Origin of the sequence: Youngimonas ophiurae (nom. illeg.) (assembly GCF_049803795.1) — a bacterium.
GTDB lineage: Bacteria > Pseudomonadota > Alphaproteobacteria > Rhodobacterales > Rhodobacteraceae > Thalassobius.
Genome location: NZ_JBNAGJ010000010.1, coordinates 60,978 through 76,881, shown reverse-complemented (window position 1 = coordinate 76,881; position 15,904 = coordinate 60,978). Strand labels below are relative to the sequence as shown.

At 63.7% G+C, this 15,904-nt stretch carries 18 protein-coding genes; 5 read left to right on the top strand and 13 right to left on the bottom strand.

Annotated features, from left to right (window positions below; genetic code table 11):
• Nucleotides 1-51: 51 nt before the first annotated feature.
• From ACP15O_RS17010 to ACP15O_RS16985, 6 genes are all read right to left on the bottom strand, one after another.
• A complete protein-coding gene (locus ACP15O_RS17010; protein ID WP_425097326.1) occupies nucleotides 52-480 on the bottom strand; it encodes a cupin domain-containing protein in 429 nt (142 codons plus the stop codon).
• A gap of 144 nt (nucleotides 481-624) precedes the next feature.
• Nucleotides 625-1,134 (bottom strand): DUF1097 domain-containing protein, encoded by a 510-nt coding sequence (locus ACP15O_RS17005; RefSeq protein WP_425097324.1) that lies wholly within the window; start codon nucleotides 1,132-1,134, stop codon nucleotides 625-627.
• A gap of 257 nt (nucleotides 1,135-1,391) precedes the next feature.
• The gene (locus ACP15O_RS17000; protein WP_425097323.1) at nucleotides 1,392-1,883 is read right to left on the bottom strand and encodes a hypothetical protein; all 492 of its coding nucleotides are present in this window, start codon (nucleotides 1,881-1,883) and stop codon (nucleotides 1,392-1,394) included.
• A 249-nt stretch (nucleotides 1,884-2,132) separates the two neighbouring features.
• Nucleotides 2,133-3,407, bottom strand: coding sequence for a phosphopyruvate hydratase (eno, locus tag ACP15O_RS16995; RefSeq protein ID WP_425097322.1), 1,275 nt, complete (start codon nucleotides 3,405-3,407; stop codon nucleotides 2,133-2,135).
• A gap of 112 nt (nucleotides 3,408-3,519) precedes the next feature.
• Nucleotides 3,520-4,407: a DMT family transporter gene (locus ACP15O_RS16990; RefSeq protein WP_425097321.1), complete on the bottom strand. Its 888-nt coding sequence runs from the start codon at nucleotides 4,405-4,407 to the stop codon at nucleotides 3,520-3,522.
• An 88-nt stretch (nucleotides 4,408-4,495) separates the two neighbouring features.
• Nucleotides 4,496-4,909 carry a Fur family transcriptional regulator gene (locus ACP15O_RS16985; protein WP_425097320.1) on the bottom strand — a complete coding sequence of 138 codons (414 nt, stop codon included), beginning with the start codon at nucleotides 4,907-4,909 and terminating at the stop codon, nucleotides 4,496-4,498.
• Between the two features lie 139 nt (nucleotides 4,910-5,048).
• Between ACP15O_RS16985 and ACP15O_RS16980 the strand changes: the two genes are divergently transcribed.
• From ACP15O_RS16980 to ACP15O_RS16970, 3 genes are all read left to right on the top strand, one after another.
• Complete coding sequence (locus ACP15O_RS16980; protein ID WP_425097319.1) at nucleotides 5,049-5,753, top strand: hypothetical protein; 705 nt, start codon at nucleotides 5,049-5,051, stop codon at nucleotides 5,751-5,753.
• Nucleotides 5,746-6,372: an RES family NAD+ phosphorylase gene (locus tag ACP15O_RS16975; RefSeq protein WP_425097318.1), complete on the top strand. Its 627-nt coding sequence runs from the start codon at nucleotides 5,746-5,748 to the stop codon at nucleotides 6,370-6,372. Before ACP15O_RS16980 ends, ACP15O_RS16975 begins: the two co-directional genes overlap by 8 nt.
• A 268-nt stretch (nucleotides 6,373-6,640) precedes the next feature.
• On the top strand, nucleotides 6,641-7,936 hold the full coding sequence (locus ACP15O_RS16970; protein WP_481937781.1) for a DEAD/DEAH box helicase: 1,296 nt from the start codon (nucleotides 6,641-6,643) through the stop codon (nucleotides 7,934-7,936).
• Nucleotides 7,937-7,965: 29 nt separating this feature from the next.
• Here the strand turns inward: ACP15O_RS16970 and ACP15O_RS16965 are convergent, their stop codons facing one another.
• From ACP15O_RS16965 to ACP15O_RS16950, 4 genes are read right to left on the bottom strand one after another with little or no spacing between them, the layout of a single operon-like run.
• Nucleotides 7,966-8,808 (bottom strand): PhzF family phenazine biosynthesis protein, encoded by an 843-nt coding sequence (locus ACP15O_RS16965; protein ID WP_425097315.1) that lies wholly within the window; start codon nucleotides 8,806-8,808, stop codon nucleotides 7,966-7,968.
• Nucleotides 8,805-9,341 (bottom strand): DUF1697 domain-containing protein, encoded by a 537-nt coding sequence (locus ACP15O_RS16960; RefSeq protein WP_425097314.1) that lies wholly within the window; start codon nucleotides 9,339-9,341, stop codon nucleotides 8,805-8,807. The genes ACP15O_RS16965 and ACP15O_RS16960 overlap by 4 nt, the downstream gene beginning before the upstream one ends.
• Nucleotides 9,341-10,600 carry a cation:proton antiporter gene (locus ACP15O_RS16955; RefSeq protein WP_425097313.1) on the bottom strand — a complete coding sequence of 420 codons (1,260 nt, stop codon included), beginning with the start codon at nucleotides 10,598-10,600 and terminating at the stop codon, nucleotides 9,341-9,343. Before ACP15O_RS16955 ends, ACP15O_RS16960 begins: the two co-directional genes overlap by 1 nt.
• 58 nt (nucleotides 10,601-10,658) lie before the next feature.
• Entirely contained in the window at nucleotides 10,659-11,357 is a 699-nt protein-coding gene (locus ACP15O_RS16950; RefSeq protein WP_425097312.1) for an endonuclease/exonuclease/phosphatase family protein, read from the bottom strand.
• A gap of 38 nt (nucleotides 11,358-11,395) precedes the next feature.
• On the opposite strand from ACP15O_RS16950, the gene ACP15O_RS16945 reads away from it, so the two are divergent.
• Both ACP15O_RS16945 and ACP15O_RS16940 read left to right on the top strand, forming a co-directional pair.
• Nucleotides 11,396-12,031, top strand: a complete 636-nt coding sequence (locus ACP15O_RS16945) for a DUF2238 domain-containing protein (protein WP_425097311.1) — start codon at nucleotides 11,396-11,398, stop codon at nucleotides 12,029-12,031.
• 41 nt (nucleotides 12,032-12,072) lie between these two features.
• Entirely contained in the window at nucleotides 12,073-12,948 is an 876-nt protein-coding gene (locus tag ACP15O_RS16940; RefSeq protein ID WP_425097310.1) for a DMT family transporter, read from the top strand.
• Nucleotides 12,949-12,952: 4 nt separating this feature from the next.
• Here the strand turns inward: ACP15O_RS16940 and ACP15O_RS16935 are convergent, their stop codons facing one another.
• The 3 genes from ACP15O_RS16935 to ACP15O_RS16925 are packed head-to-tail and all read right to left on the bottom strand — an operon-like array spanning nucleotide 12,953 to nucleotide 15,799.
• The gene (locus ACP15O_RS16935) at nucleotides 12,953-14,374 is read right to left on the bottom strand and encodes a protein adenylyltransferase SelO (protein WP_425097309.1); all 1,422 of its coding nucleotides are present in this window, start codon (nucleotides 14,372-14,374) and stop codon (nucleotides 12,953-12,955) included.
• A 40-nt stretch (nucleotides 14,375-14,414) separates the two neighbouring features.
• Nucleotides 14,415-14,861 (bottom strand): GNAT family N-acetyltransferase, encoded by a 447-nt coding sequence (locus tag ACP15O_RS16930; protein ID WP_425097308.1) that lies wholly within the window; start codon nucleotides 14,859-14,861, stop codon nucleotides 14,415-14,417.
• Complete coding sequence (locus ACP15O_RS16925; protein WP_425097307.1) at nucleotides 14,858-15,799, bottom strand: nucleoside hydrolase; 942 nt, start codon at nucleotides 15,797-15,799, stop codon at nucleotides 14,858-14,860. Before ACP15O_RS16925 ends, ACP15O_RS16930 begins: the two co-directional genes overlap by 4 nt.
• Between the last annotated feature and the right edge of the window lie 105 nt (nucleotides 15,800-15,904).

Genomic DNA, 15,904 nt, shown 5'->3' with positions numbered 1-15,904 from the left:
GAACAGGCTAATTGATTCACGTGGATTTGCTTTGCGTAAAGTGATTTTACGTCACGTCATACGGGGGATTTCAAAGCCGGATGGTGCCAAAGTGAAACCTTCGAACTGAAATCCCGGCGAGACCGTGCAGCCTGCCAGCGTCCATGCGCCGGTGCTGCGCGCCGATTGCCAGTGATGCGCGGGCACGATGATCTGCGCAGAGTGTCCGGCCAGCAGATCGGGGCCCAGCAGATGGTCCCGTGCGGGGCCTTGATCCGATTGCGCCATGGACAGAACCAGGGGCGCGCCGGCATAGAAATGCCAGATCTCGGCGGCATCGACTGTGTGCCAGTGGCTGCGCTCATCTGCGCACAGCAGGAAATAGATGCAGGTGCCTGCCGCTCTTTCTTGATCTGCGTCCGCGCTCCAGGTCTGGCGATAATGGCCGCCCTCGGGGTGGGGGCGCAGGTTCAGCTTTTGGATGATTTGCTCTGGTGTCATGGGCCTGGCCTGTGCAGCGCTGTGCAATTCTGTGCCGCCCAAGCAAACCGTATTTCAGGGCAAAGGTCTATCCCGGTTCCGAACTGCGCGCGGGAACAGGCAAGGGGCCCCTGCGGGAGGCCTCTTGCCTGTGGCTGCGCCGCCTTATTCGGCGGGTTCGGCAGCCGTGCCGGTCAGAGCGCCGGCGATCTTTTCAGACACAAAGCCAAACGCGTTGCCCAGCACCAGCGACAGCAGCACCATGGCCGCGGCCGAGATCACCGCCGGCAGCTCGGCCAGGGCGACGCCCGCCAGCAGGCAGAAGGCCGCCGTTGAGGCATAGCCATAGACCGCCGCCGGGATGGTCGCCAGCGCGGGGATATGCGCGCCCAGCACCAGGATGACGACCGACACACCGACAATGCCCGAGGTCACGATGACCGAGCCTCCGACCGTGGCCACCATGAACAGCGCCAGCGCGGCGACGATTACGCCCCAGGTGTGGTTGATTGCGGATTTGACAGCGCCATCGGTGCCGCCTCCGGTATGGTAGAAACTGCCCCAGCCGATGAACAGGGCCCAGACCGACAGGCCATAGGGCGTGCCCAGGCACAGCCAGGTCGCCACGGCGGCCAGAACGCCAATAGAGATCGCCAGAGCGTTGATGAGATTCATGAGTTTTTCCTCCCTAATGTGGTGCGAAAGAGACACGTTTTGAACGTGCCTCTGGTCCGCGCCGAAACCATAGGGGGGCGTTTGTTGCCCTGCGAATGAGACCTTTGTTTATACGACCTCAAAGGGGGTGACTTTTTTGAAAATCTGTTAATGCGCTGAAATGGCTGTGATTTTACGTGTTTACCTCGGGTAAGACTGCGCCGGGTGGGTTTTGGGCTCTCTGACCATTTGGTCGTACGACCCTGCGGTTCGGGCCCCTAGCAGGCGGGAATGCCCATCGCGATCAGCTGTGCGCCGGTCAGATAGTAATACCCCTTATGCAAGTATCGCCCGGTTTTCAGGTACCACTCGGCCAGAGCGTGCGGATAGTGCGCCGCGATGACATGTGACCAGTATTCGAACGCTTTGGGGGGCAGGGGGCGGCCATGGTCTGTCGGGGCATGAAACCCGAACCGGGTCTGGGGAATGACACAGACGGTTTTCGCCCCCAGAAACATGGTGCAGCTGGACAGGCACAGGCGGCCCCGGATCTGGATGGGGGTGCTGTTGGCCGCCAGCCTGGCCATTTCAGCCAGACGTTCGGACACCAGCCCGCCCCGATCGTTCAGGACCACATGATCCTTGGGCTGTGCGGCCCAGGCTTGGTGCGGGCCCGGCCCGTCCGAGGCCGTCAGCAGGGCGCAGACCACGGACAGGCACAGACCGCACCGGATAAAACGATAGAGACGTGATGCCCAACCATGAGCCATAGCGTCACCGGCCAGCGCCCGCATGGGGGCGCCCTTTCTGGTTTTGGTGGATCAAAGAAGTTGTGTGCAGCCTCAGGGTAGCATCGCTTTGTGGCCGAAAAAAGATCGGCGCAGAGTCAGGTTTGTTTCGGCCTTATTGGTGACGTAGGGGAAACATTCGCAGGAATTCCGGCGGGTTGCCGGCGGTTTTCCAACAAAAAACGGCCCGCCAAGGGCGAGCCGTTCTGATTTGGGGCCGAATCGACCCGATTATTTCAGGATGGATGTCCCGGCATATTCGGCGGTTTCGCCCAGCTGCTCTTCGATACGGATCAGCTGGTTGTATTTCGCCAGCCGGTCCGAGCGCGCCAGGCTGCCGGTCTTGATCTGGCCGCAATTGGTGGCCACGGCCAGGTCGGCGATGGTGGCATCCTCGGTTTCGCCCGAGCGGTGCGACATCACATTGGTATACCGCGCGCGGTGGGCCATATCGACGGCCTTCAGCGTTTCGGTCAGGCTGCCGATCTGGTTGACCTTGACCAGCATGGAATTCGCCACGCCCTGCGCGATACCATCGGCCAGACGGGCGGGGTTGGTCACGAACAGGTCGTCGCCGACCAGCTGCACCTTGTCGCCGATCTTGTCGGTCAGGATTTTCCAGCCCTCCCAGTCGTCCTCGGACATGCCGTCTTCGATCGAGATGATCGGGTAATCGGCGCACAGCTGGGCCAGATAGTCGGCGTTTTCTTCCGAGGTCAGCGATTTGCCTTCGCCGACCATCTCATACTTGCCGTCCTTGTAGTATTCGGTCGAGGCGCAATCCAGCGCCAGATAGATGTCCTGACCGGGCTTATAGCCGGCTTTTTCGATCGAGGTCAGGATCAGGTCCAGCGCGGCGCGGGTCGATTCCAGGTTGGGGGCAAAGCCGCCCTCGTCGCCCAGGCCGGTGTTGTGGCCGGCGGCGGTCAGCTCTTTTTTCAGGGTGTGGAACACTTCGGAGCCCATGCGCACGGCTTCGCGGATATTCGCGGCGCTGACCGGCATGATCATGAATTCCTGAATGTCGATGGGGTTATCGGCATGTTCGCCGCCGTTGATGATGTTCATCATCGGCACCGGCAGAACGCGGGCCGAGGTGCCGCCGACATAGCGGAACAGGGGCTGCGCGGTGAAATCGGCTGCGGCCTTGGCGCAGGCCATGGACACGCCCAGAATGGCGTTGGCGCCCAGGCGGGCTTTGTTGGGGGTGCCGTCCAGCTCGATCATGGCGGCGTCGATGGCGACTTGTTCAGTCACGTCGAACCCGACCAGAGCCTCGGCGATCTCGCCGTTCACGGCAGCGACGGCTTCCAGCACGCCCTTGCCCATGTAGCGCGATTTGTCGCCGTCACGTTTTTCCACGGCCTCGTGTGCGCCGGTCGAGGCGCCCGAAGGCACGGCGGCGCGGCCCAGGGTGCCGTCTTCCAGAATCACGTCCACCTCGACGGTGGGGTTGCCGCGGCTGTCCAGAATCTCGCGCGCGTGAATGTCGATAATGATGCTCATTGGGTCGGTTCCCTTTTGAAAAAGCCGTTTGAGCGCGCTTGTAGAGCGCCTGACCTCGGGTGAAAAGACCCTCAGGCCGACGTTTGCGATAACGCGCCCGGATTGAGACGATTTATGCCGTCGCAGAGGGCGCAACCTGTCGCGCCAGCCGCCGTTCGCGCAGGAACGCATACAGCCCCGAGGCCACGATCAGCGCCGATCCGGCATAGGTCAGCAGGTCTGGGCGCTCTGCGAAAACCAGCATCCCCAGCGCCATGGCAAAGATCAGGCGGGTATAGCGGAAGGGCGTGATCACCGCCGCATCCCCCGTGCGCGTGGCGATTACGATAGACAGATAGCCCGACACGCCCACCACCAGCGCGCCCAGCATATAGCCGATCTGAGGCCCATCCATGGCCAGCGCCCTGTCCGATTGCATCAGCAGCGCCACCGGGCCAACAAAGATCAGCGCGCCGAACCCGTGCATACTGACCACAAGCGAGGACATCTCGGGCGGCAGTTTGCGCGCGATCAGGTCGCGCACGGCAATCGCCGCCACCGCCCCCAGCACCAGCAGCGAGGACGGGTTGAACCCCTCCAGCCCCGGACGGATGATCAGCAGCACCCCGGCAAAGCCCAGCAGAATCGCGCTCCAGCGCCGCCAGCCGACATGTTCGCCCAGAAACAGCGCCGCCCCCAGGGTGATCGCCAAAGGCGTGGCCTGAAACACCGCTGCCGTAATGGACAGATCCACCCGCGACAGGGCCGTGATAAAGAAGAACGCGGCAAAGCCCTCGGACAGGGTGCGGATCAGCAGTGTGCGGCTTTCCAGCAGCGGCCGGAACAGGGGCTGGCCCCGGCGCCAGGCCGCCAGCCCAAAGGCCAGCGCCCCGCCCAGCCCCAGCAGAAACAGGATCTGCCCCGTGGGCAGGTCCATGGTCAGAGATTTGATCAGCATGTCCTCGATCGCAAAAGCCGCCATCGAAAATAGGATCAGCAGAATCCCGCGCAGATTGGTCATTGTTTTCGTCCCGTCGCTCTGTTCCTGCCTTAGAGCGGCAAACGGGGCGGGGCAAGCATCCGTGAACGCCCCCCGTAATGTTACGGCATCAGTCCTTTTTCAGCGGAACGCCGTAAAGTTCCAGCTTGTGCCCCTTCAACTGATAACCCAGCTTGGCGGCGATCTTTTCCTGAAGCGCCTCGATTTCGGGGTCGCAGAATTCGATGACCTGCCCGGTCGAGACGTCGATCAGATGATCGTGGTGCTCGCGCTCGGCGTCCTCATAGCGGGCGCGCCCGTCCCCGAATTCCAGTTTCTCCAGAATGCCCGATTCTTCGAACAGTTTGACCGTGCGATAAACCGTGGCCAGGGATATGCCCGCATCCCGCGCCGAGGCCCGGTTATACAGTTCCTCGACATCCGGGTGATCTGCCGATTCTTCCAGCACAGCCGCAATGATCCGGCGCTGGCCGGTCATACGCAGGCCGATGGCCTCGCATCGGGATGTGATCGTGTCGGTCATGGTGCGTCCTTTTTGCCGTAGTTTTACCGGGGCGCGCGTGGGTTTTCCAGATGGTTTTGCCGGCGGGGGTGTGGCTGTTAACTTGACAGAAGGAATATCGGATATATCTTATATCACGCATCGCACCAAGGAGGGTCAGATGCTCAAGGAGAATATGATTTCGATTACCGATCTGGATCAGGCAGATGGCGGGCTGGAAATGCTGCGCCTGTCGCCCGATGCCATCGCGCAGCCGATCCATCTGGACGGGGGCGCGCGCACGGATGTGCCGCTGATCATGGGCGAGGTCATGCTGCTGGCCAATACCGGCACCGATCCGCGCCTGCTGGAGGTCATCTCGCGCGTGCTGAGTAAAGGGCAGGATCTGCTGGAACGGCGCAATGAGGCCGCGATGGAACGCTATATCGAGGCCGCTTTGGATTTCGTGCCCATGGCGCGAGCCGATGCCCTGCTCAGCGAGGCGCGGGCCGATTTTCGCGCGCGGTTCCTGCAAACCGTGCCCTGCCTGACCAGCGCGGATGTGCATCGTATTGGCGGCGCGCGCGGATCCAACAAATCTCAGCGGGCGGCGCGTCTGAAAACCCAGGGGAAGGTCTTTGCCGTGCGCTATAGCGGGCAGGATTATTTCCCGGCCTTCCAGTTTGATGACGACGGGCAGCCCTATCCGGTGATGGCCGCGCTGCTACGCGCCTTGCCCAAGACCTGGAGCCCCTGGGAAATCGGTGCCTGGTTTGCGCAGCGCAATTTCACGCTGGATGGGGCGGTGCCGCGCGATTTGGTGGCCTCGGCCGATGCACGCCTGATACCGGCGGCTCAGGCGGCGGAAGAGCGGGCCATTGGCTGATCGCGGCACGCTGGCGGATGCAATTTTAGAGCCGCTGCCCCCAGGGACGCGGCTGACTCGCGTGCATGACAGTGGTTTTGGCGCGGTTCAGTTCAATCCCTGCATGGGCAAGAAGACGCGCTTTGCCCCGCTGGAAGAGCGCGGCTGTATCCCCAGCCTCTATGCCGGGCACAGCCTGCGCGCCGCCCTGGCCGAAACCGTCCTGCATGACCTGTACCCCGACGACCCGATGGCCACCGTGCGCGAGTCGGATCTGCTGGGGGTGTCGGTCTCAGAGATCGAGCTGACACGGCCCCTGCGGATGATCCGTCTGGATACGTTTGGCATGGGGGCCATGGGGCTGAAAACGGCCGATCATTTTGGCATCGGGCCGGGCGTCTACGCCCGTTGCCGCCGTCTGGCGCAGGATCTGTATCGCGCGCATCCGCAGGCCGAGGGGCTGATGTGGATGTCGGTGCGCGATAACTCGCAATGGTCCTATGTGTTCAATGGCGACCGGGTACAGCAGGGGGCAGCGCCGGGTCTGGCCAGACGCAGTGAAGAGCCGCTGCGCCTCAAGGGCCCCGCCTTCGAAGCCGTCCTGCGGGCGCTGCGCGAGATGCGGATCGGGCTGCCCTGATCGCGAATTCCCTTGACTTTTGCACTGCGGCAACCCATGTGCTGCGCCCAGAGGCGTCCTCTGCCGCGTGAGCAGGGCATCAGACGGGCAAATGGCCCGAAGCCAGCGGGGCGCCACACCGATTTCCCAAAATCACGCGTGGGATTGGCCGTATGGCGGCGGGACGGCACGAGGCCCCCCGCAGCGACCAACGGCAACCTGCGATCCCAACGGGCCGATGCCCGTGGGCAAAGGTCTTTGCATTTTGCGGGGCCAGAAAGACAAGTTTGTGAACCAATTCGAAATGATGGGCCTTGCGCCCAAGCTTGCTGCGCGGATCGAGACGCTGGGCCTGACCGAGCCTACCCCGATCCAGTCGCGCGCCATTCCTCTGGCGCTGGAGGGCAAGGACGTGATGGGCCTGGCCCAGACCGGCACCGGCAAAACCGCCGCCTTTGGCCTGCCCCTGATCGAACTGCTGTCCGGCCAGGGCAAACCCGAACCCAAAACCGTGCGTGGCCTGGTGCTGGCGCCCACCCGCGAGCTGGCCAAGCAGATCAGCGACAGCCTGCGCGATTTCACCGAAGGCACCCCGATGAAGGTGGGGCTGGTTGTGGGCGGGGCCTCGATCAGTGCGCAGGTCAAACGTCTGCAACGCGGCACCGATATTCTGGTGGCCACCCCCGGCCGCCTGATTGACCTGATGGAGCGCAAGGCGCTGCTGCTGGAGGACACCAAATTCCTGGTACTGGACGAGGCCGACCAGATGCTGGACCTGGGCTTTATCCACGCCCTGCGCCAGATCGCGCGGATGCTGCCCGAGCAGCGCCAGACCATGCTGTTCTCGGCCACCATGCCCAAACAGATGGCAGAAATCGCCGAGACCTATCTAAGCAACCCCCAGCGCGTGCAGGTGAACCCTCCGGGCAAGGCCGCCGATAAGATTGATCAATGCGTGCACTTCATCGCCAAGGCGGAAAAGACCAACCTGCTGATCGAACTGCTGGCCGCGCACAAGGACGAACGCACCGTCGTTTTCGGCCGCACCAAACACGGGATGGAACGTCTGGCCCGTCAGTTGGGCAAAGCCGGGTTCGCCGTTGAATCCGTGCATGGCAACAAAAGCCAGGGCCAGCGTCAGCGCGCGATCACCGCGTTCCGCTCGGGCGAGGCAAAGGTTCTGGTGGCCACCGATGTGGCGGCGCGCGGGCTGGATATTCCGGACGTCAAGCACGTCTATAACTATGAGCTGCCCAACGTGCCGGAAAACTATGTGCACCGCATTGGCCGCACCGCGCGGGCGGGTAAGGACGGCAAGGCGATCGCCTTCTGCGCTCCCGATGAAATGGGCCAGCTGAAAGACATTCAGAAGGTGATGAAACTGTCGATCCCGGTGGCCTCGGGGCGGGCGTGGGAACCGATGGAGCCCGCAGGCAAACAGGGCGGTAACCGGCGCCGCGGTGGCAAACCCGGCGGGCCGGGGGGCAAACCGGCTGGCGCTGCGGGGGGTAAACCCGGCGGCAAACCCTTCCGCCGCCGCAAGGGGCCATCGCAGAAACGCTCGGCGCGCAAGAACGCGGCCTGAAATACGGCCTGAGATACGCCCTGAAAAGGCTAGAGCACCAGCTCTCCTTGCATTGTCAGAACGGCCGCACCGGAAACGGTGACGGCCGTTCCTTCTGTCTGCAAGCCAATGACGCTGGGGCGGCCCATATCCTCGCCCTGGTGCAGCGTCAGGATTTGCGCCTGGCCGGACAATTGCGCCAGAAGCGCGGCCAGAGTCGCCGCCGCGCTGCCGGTGGCCGGATCCTCGGGTATGTTGTCCAGCGGGGCAAACATACGGGCGTGCACCGTCTGGCCTTCGCGCACATAGGCCATGATCGCGAAATCCAGCGCGCCGGGGTAGCGCGCCGCACCCTCGCGGAAGGCCGCGCTATCCGTGACAATCCGCGACAGGGCCTCTCGGTCCGTCAGTTCGGTCAGAACAAAGGGCAGCCCCAGGCTGGCCAGCGCCGGCGCATGTGTCTCTGGCCTGAGCGCCGCACCGGGCAGGCCAAGCGCGCGGGCCACCAGGGCGGGCTCTGGCTGGGCCAGAATTTGCAGCGGTGCCGAGGTGGTGAACCGCGCCGCCCCTTCGGTGGCATGGGCGCGCAGCGGGCCGATGCCCAGCTCTAGCATCATCTCCGGGCCATGCCCCATCTGCGCCAGCGCCACGGCGGTGCCGATCGTGGGATGCCCGGCAAAGGGGATTTCCATTGTCGGAGTAAAAATCCGTACCCGCGCCGTATGGGCCGGATCGCGCGGCGGATAAACAAAGGTGGTTTCCGAGAAATTGAACTCGCGCGCGATCTGTTGCAGCCGGGCCTGGGGCAGGGCGCGCGCATCGGGGATCACCGCCAGTTGATTGCCGCCAAAGGGCTGATCGGTAAAGACATCAAGGACAAGGTATCGGGTCATGAAGACTGTGCCAGGGATTGCAGCTTGCGCAGGGTGTTGAGGTTCCGGGCCGTTGTGGCGGCGGGCAGGGTGCGCTCAAGCGGGCCGGCCAGTTTCGAGCGGCCAATCCCGTTGGGCGCCAGCACCGCCAGCGCGCGGGGCAGCAGGTGCAGGGTTTCGCCCGCTGTGCAAAAACGGGCCAGCGTGGCCGGCAGATCGGCGGGCAGGGCACGGTCGCTTAGGTAGAGATAGACCTGATTGGGTGGAATGGGCCCCGGATCGGGTAGGGCGGCCAGCAGGCTGTCTAGATCGTCGGACCGCAGGGCCAGCGCGGACGGCGCAAAGCCGAAATGCGTCTGGATCAGCTCTGTGACCCTGTGGGCCAGCGTGGCGGCGTCGGTTTCCGTATGGTCGAACAGCAGGTTGCCCGACTGGATATAGCTGCGGACAGTCTGCGCACCGATTTGGGGCAGGGCGGCGCGCAGCTCGGCCATTGGCAGCTTGCCCTTGCCGCCGACATTGACGCCGCGCAACAGGATCAGCCAGCGCGGCATCAGACCAGCCCCGGCTCGCGCCCGACCTTGGCGGCCAGCCTGCCCACGCTTAGCCCCTGCACGATGATCGAGAACACCACCACGATATAGGTGGCCGTCAGGATCAGCGGTTTCCATTCGTTCTCGGGCAGGGACAGGGCCAGCGCGACAGAGATGCCGCCCTTCAGCCCGCCCCAGGTCATGATCGGCACCACGCCGGGGCCAAACTGGCGCGGCCCGCCCAGCAGATAGACCGGCACCGCCACAGCCGCCAGCCGCGCCACCAGCGCCAGCGCGATCGCCAGCACGCCCGCCGTCAGATACGAGGCATCAAAGGCAACGGCGAAGACCTCGAATCCGATCAGCAGGAACAGCACCGCGTTCAGGATCTCATCCACCAGTTTCCAGAAGGCATCGACATAGTTGCGGGTCTGTTCGGACATGCCGTGCTTGGCGCCGATGTCGCCGATCAGCAGCCCCGCGCAGACCGCCATGATCGGCGCCGAAACATGCAGCCACACCGCCAGCTCATAGCCGCCGAAGGCCAGGCCCAGGGTCAGCAGCACCTCAAGCGAGTAGTCGTCAATCAGCCGCATCACGCGGAACACCAGCCAGCCCAGAACAATGCCTAGCAGCGCCCCGCCAAAGGCCTCTTGGATGAACAGAACCGCGGCGAATTCCACCTCATTGCCGTGGTTATCGCCATGCGCGCCGACGGCCGGGAACACCATCGCCACCAGCACCAGATAAACGACATAGCCCACCCCGTCGTTGAACAGCGATTCGCCCGCGATCTTTGTCTCCAGCGATTTGCGCAGACTGGCCTGGCGCAGCACGCCCATCACCGCCACCGGATCGGTGGGCGAGATCAACGAGCCGAACACCAGCGCCACCATCAGCGGCATCCCGGTGATCCAGCTGAACCCGACGCCGACAATGGCGGTGGACAGCCCCACGCCCAGCGTGGCCATCAGCACCACCACCTTCCACTGGGCGCGCAGATCGGCCAGTTTCACATGCAGCGCGCCAGCGAACAATAGCAGGCCCAGCATCCCCTCCAGCAGCGCATCAGAGAAGTCGATCCCCAGCACCAGGCTGCGCGCCGTATCGGCCATGTGCAGACCGGGCCAAAGCAAATCCAGCCCCAGCACCGCCAATGAGGCCAGAAGCGAGACCACCAAAATCCCGATCGCCGAGGGCAATTTCAAGAAAAGGTAATTGATCGCGCCGAAGGCTCCGGCCAGGACGATCAAAAGCGAGGTAATCTGAAGCAAATTCATGGGAAATCCTGTAACTGTTCCCCCAGCGCTAGCATGGATTGCCCCGCCCGAGAAGCCGTCACGCAAGGGCCAGATCCACCCAGACCGGCAGATGATCGCTGGCCACGCGGGCCGGTTGCGCCAGCTGAACGCCGGTGGCGAGGGCGCGCAGCTCGGGCGAGAGCGCGAAACGGTCCAGCCGCCCCAAAGGCTGCAATGCGGGAAAGCTTCTGGGGGTGGGCACAAAACGCAGGCCGCGCGCGGCATGATCCAGCGCCGCGACCGAGCCCCATTCGTTCAGATCGGCGGCCAGCACGGTGGGCATTGGCCGCAGCGCCGCCAGATGACGGGCAATCGCGCTGATCTGCATCAGCCGCCAGCGCCGCACCAGTCCCAGATGCGCGCCGACCACCCGCAGCGGCCCCAGAGGCGTGTGCAGATCGGCCCGGATCGCGCCGCGCGGCTCCAGCCCCGGCAGATCCAGATGCGCTGTGTGCAGCAGCCGCACCCCTGGCCGCACCAGCATCGCATTGCCGTGCCAACCCAGAGAGCCTCCGGGCTGACCGAAAGGCAGGATCTGCCAGCCGTCATCCTCGATCATTGCGTGGGGCAGGGCGGCCGGGCGCGGGGGCAGGCGCTTGTCGGCCTCTTGCAGGGCGATCACCTGCGCGCCGATCGCATTGATCACCCGCAACGTCCGATCCGGGCGTCTGCGCAAGTCCATTCCGACGCATTTTTGTAGGTTGTAGCTTGCAATTCTTAGCGAAGATGCGGTCATCTGGGGATATCACCACGGCGCAAAAGGGATGTCACGCGATGTTGCGCGAACAAACATGGCTGGTGCGGATCATCTGGGTGTTGCTGCTGCTTCTGGCGGCAGGGGCGCTGCTCAGCACACGCTGGAGCCTGGCCTTTGTCGCCTTTCTGACGATGGCCTTGTCGATGGCGCCGCTATGGCTGGCCCGCTGGGCCGAGGTTCGTGTTCCTCCTAGTTTCATGGCCGCGATCGTGCTGTTTATCGCAGGCACGCTGTTCCTGGGCGAGGTGTTCGATTTCTACACCCGATTCTGGTGGTGGGACATCGCCATGCATGGCGGCAGCGCGGTGGGTTTCGGCCTGATCGGATTCGTGTTGGTTTTCATCATGTTCCAGGGGGACAGATTTGCCGCGCCGCCCTCGGCCATGGCTTTTTTCGCCTTCTGTTTCGCGCTGGCCGTCGGCGCCCTATGGGAGATTTTCGAATTCGCCATGGATCAGAGTTTCGGTCTGAATATGCAAAAATCGGGCCTGCTGGACACAATGGGAGACCTGATCGTCGATACGCTGGGGGCGCTGGTGGGGGCGGCCTCGGGGTTTTTGTACCTCAAGTGGCAGGCAGACCGGGGCCCGATGGGCATGATTGATGAATTCGTCCGCAGAAATCCCAGGCTGTTCCAGCGTTTTCGCAAATAAATCGGATTGACGGCGCGCGCGTTCCGGCCTCATCTGCGCGGATGGAGCGCAAAGACAAGATTGACAGTTTCGGGGCTGTCTCGCTGATTGGATTCGGCGTGCTGCTGGCCTTTAATCAGGTGGTGGTAAAGCTGGGCAATGACGGATTCCAGCCGGTGTTCATGGCGGGGGTGCGCTCGGTCGGTGCGCTGGTGGTGCTGCTGATCTGGATGCGTCTGCGGGCCATACCTGTGCGGATGCGGCCGGGGACGCTGGGGCCGGGGCTGCTGCTGGGCGCGCTTTTTGCGTTCGAGTTCGTGGCCCTGTTCTGGGCGCTGGATCATACGCGGGTTTCCCACGCCTCTTTGTTGTTTTATTCGATGCCGGTAGTGCTGTCGGTTGCGGCGCATTTCCTGCTGCCGAACGAGCGTCTGACCCCGCTTAAAACCCTGGGGTTGGCTCTGGCGATGGGGGGCGTTGGGCTGGTTCTGATGGGGCAACGCGGCGGCGCGGCCAGCCTGATCGGCGATCTGGCCGCGCTGGCCGGGGCCTTTGGCTGGGCGGGGATTGCGCTGACGCTGCGGTTGACGAAACTGGCCTCTGAGCCGCCCGAGATGCAGCTGTTCTGGCAACTGGCGGTCTCGGCGGTGATTTTGCTGGCACTGTCGCCTCTGTTCGGGCCGCTGCTCCGGGATCCGGGGCTGTGGCATCTGGTCGGGCTGGCGTATCAGATCGTTGCCGTGGCCAGTTTCGGGTTCCTGTTCTGGGTGTTTTTGCTGGGCATCTACCCGGCGGCGGGGGTGGCCAGTTTTGCCTTTCTGACCCCGGTGCTCAGCGTGATTTTGGGCTGGTTGATCCTGTCCGAGCCGCTGGGCCTGAACATTCTGGGCGCAATGGCGCTGGTGGCGCTGGGGATCGTGCTGATTAACCGCCGCTAGGGGGTTAGGTGCCGCAGAATGTCTGTTCCACCACTTCCGAGGGCAGCGGCGGACGGGTCAGATCCTGCGCCTGAGGCTGATCCGTGTAGGGCTGCGCCAGAACCGTGTTCAGCCGGTGGAAGGGTGCGAAATCGCCCGCTTCGGCGGCCTGGATCATCTGCTCGATGCGATGATTGCGCGGGATAAAGGCCGGGTTGACGGCGCGCATCACGGCCTGCGGATCGGTCTCGGATTCCAGCCGCGCTGCCCATTTTTGCGCCCAAAGATCGAAGGCCGCAGGGTCGGTGAACTGGTCGCGCGGCGCCGTCCCGGTGGCCAGGGCGCGGAAGGTATTGGTGAAATCGGCCTGCCCGTCGGCCATCAGGGTCAGCAGATCCGAGATCAGCGGCTCGTCCTCGGCCTGCGCGTTTTCCAGACCGATCTTGCGGCCGAACCGGGCCAGCCACTGAGCCTTGATCTGATCGCCCATCGCGTGGATCGCAGCGGTGAAATCCTGCACGGCCGCATCGGTATCGGGCATCAGCGGCACCAGGGATGTCGCCAGCTGAGCCATGTTCCACGCCAGAATATTGGCTTGGTTATCATAGGCATAGCGCCCCTGCCGGTCGATCGAGGAATAGACGGTGACCGGATGATACCTGTCCATATAGGCTGCGGGGCCATAGTCGATCGTCTCGCCCGAAAGCGCCGTGTTATCGGTATTCATCACCCCGTGGATAAACCCCAAAGACAGCCAATGCGTCACCAAGGACACCTGCCGCGCGATCACCTGTTGCAGCATCTCCAGCGGGGTTTCGGCATCCGGGTAATGCCGGTCTCGGGTATAGGTGAACAACTGCTGCACTGCGTCCACATCGCGGCGGGCGGCGAAATATTCGAAGGTGCCCACCCGGATGTGGCTGGCGGCCACGCGGGTCAGCACAGCGCCGGGCAGGCCGCGTTCGCGCTGCACGCGCTCTCCGGTCAGAGTGGCGGCCAGGGCGCGGGTGGTGGGCACACCCAGAGCATACATGGCCTCGGACAGGACATATTCGCGCAGCACCGGCCCCAGCCAGGCCCGCCCGTCGCCCCGGCGCGAAAACGGCGTGCGCCCCGCGCCCTTTAGCTGGATGTCACGGCGCTGGCCGTGGGTGTCGATCACCTCGCCCAGCAAAATGGCGCGCCCGTCGCCCAGCTGCGGGGAAAACCCGCCGAATTGGTGGCCCGCATAGGCCTGGGCCAGGGGCTCGGCCCCATCGGGAACGATATTGCCCGCGAAAACCTGCGCCATATCCGGCTCCGCGCCCGGCGCGATGCCCAGATCGCGCGCCAGATCGTGGTTGAACGCGATCAACTGCGGGGCGGCCACAGGGGCCGGGGCCTGCCGCGCGTAAAACCGCTGAGGCAGGGTGACATAGCTGTTCTGAAACGGGATCGAGAAAGTCATGAACGCCAACTTAACGTGCAATCGCGGCAGGGCAATGGGGCTATGGTCTGAGCGTCATCAGCGCATAGCCGTCGCGCAGCTTAAAATGCAGCTTTTCATAGAATGCGCGGGTGCGCCTGTCCTCGGTCCGGACTTCCAGATGCAGGGCCTTCAACCCGGCCCCGGCCAGCGCTTTGGGCAGGGCGGTCAGCACCTCGGATCCGATGCCGCGCCCGCGGACGCCGGGACGGATATAGATTTCATCCACAAACCCATCCATGCCGCCGAATTCCACCGACCAGCCGAAACAGATCACCACATAGCCGATGGGCGCCTTTTGCGGCCCGATCAGATAGGCCACCCCATGGGGCGAGCCCTCCAGCAGCGGAACCAGACCGGCGCGGCGGGTGGTGTCGTCGGTGGGCAGGGCCAATTCGGCATGAAACGCCCCGGCCAGAGGCAAAAGCCGGTCCAGATCCTCGGGGCGGGCCAGATGCAGCGCGGTCACAGGCGGGCCAGCCGTTCTGTCAGCAGGGCAAAGAACCCGTCCGCATCAATATCGCCGATGAACAGCGCATTCGCCGGACGGCCCGTCACGCGCCACCAATCGGCGACAGTCATGCCCATGGTCAGTTCAGAGCCGGTCTCGATTTCCACATTGATATGCCGCCCCGAGAACAGCTCGGGCCGGATCAGATAGGCCGTCACACACGGATCATGCAAGGGGGCCCCCAGGCTGCCGTATTTTTCCTTGTCGAAACGCTCGAAGAAATCGGTCATTTCGGCCACGGCCCTGCCAACCCGGTTGCCAATCGCGCGAAAGGCATCGTTGCGCGCACGGGTGACCAGCGCCTTATGCGTCACGTCCAGCGGCATCACGGTGATCTGCACACCTGAACGGAACACGATCCGCGCCGCCTGAGGATCGACATAGATGTTGAATTCCGCGGTGGGGGTGATGTTGCCCACCTCGAAATAAGCGCCGCCCATCAGCACGATCTCGCGCACACGGGTCACGACATCAGGGGCCTTCTCAAAGGCCATGGCGATATTCGTCAACGGCCCCAATGGGCACAGCGTGACCGAGCCGGCAGGCGCGGCCCGCAGCGTATCAATGATGAAATCCACCGCGTGCTGCTCTTGCAAGCGCATCTGCGGGTCCGGCAACACAGGCCCGTCCAGCCCGGTCTTGCCATGCACATGTTCCGCCGTAACCAGGTCGCGCCCCAAAGGCCGGTCGCACCCCGCAAACACAGGCACATCGGGCCGCCCGGCCAGCTCACACACCTTGCGCGCGTTCAACTGCGTCAACGCCAAAGGCACATTGCCCGCCACAGCAGTAATGCCCAGAACCTCAATCTCTTCGGGGCTGGCCAGCGCCAGTAAAATGGCCACCGCGTCGTCCTGTCCGGGGTCGGTATCGATAATGATGCGGTGCTTGCTCATGCGGTCTCCTGCTTTGGCGCGACCCTGCCGCCTATCGCCGCCAAAGTCCATGCCCTGCCTGTCTCAGCAGAAAAATCCCGCCTGCTTCTTTCTGATGAAAATACT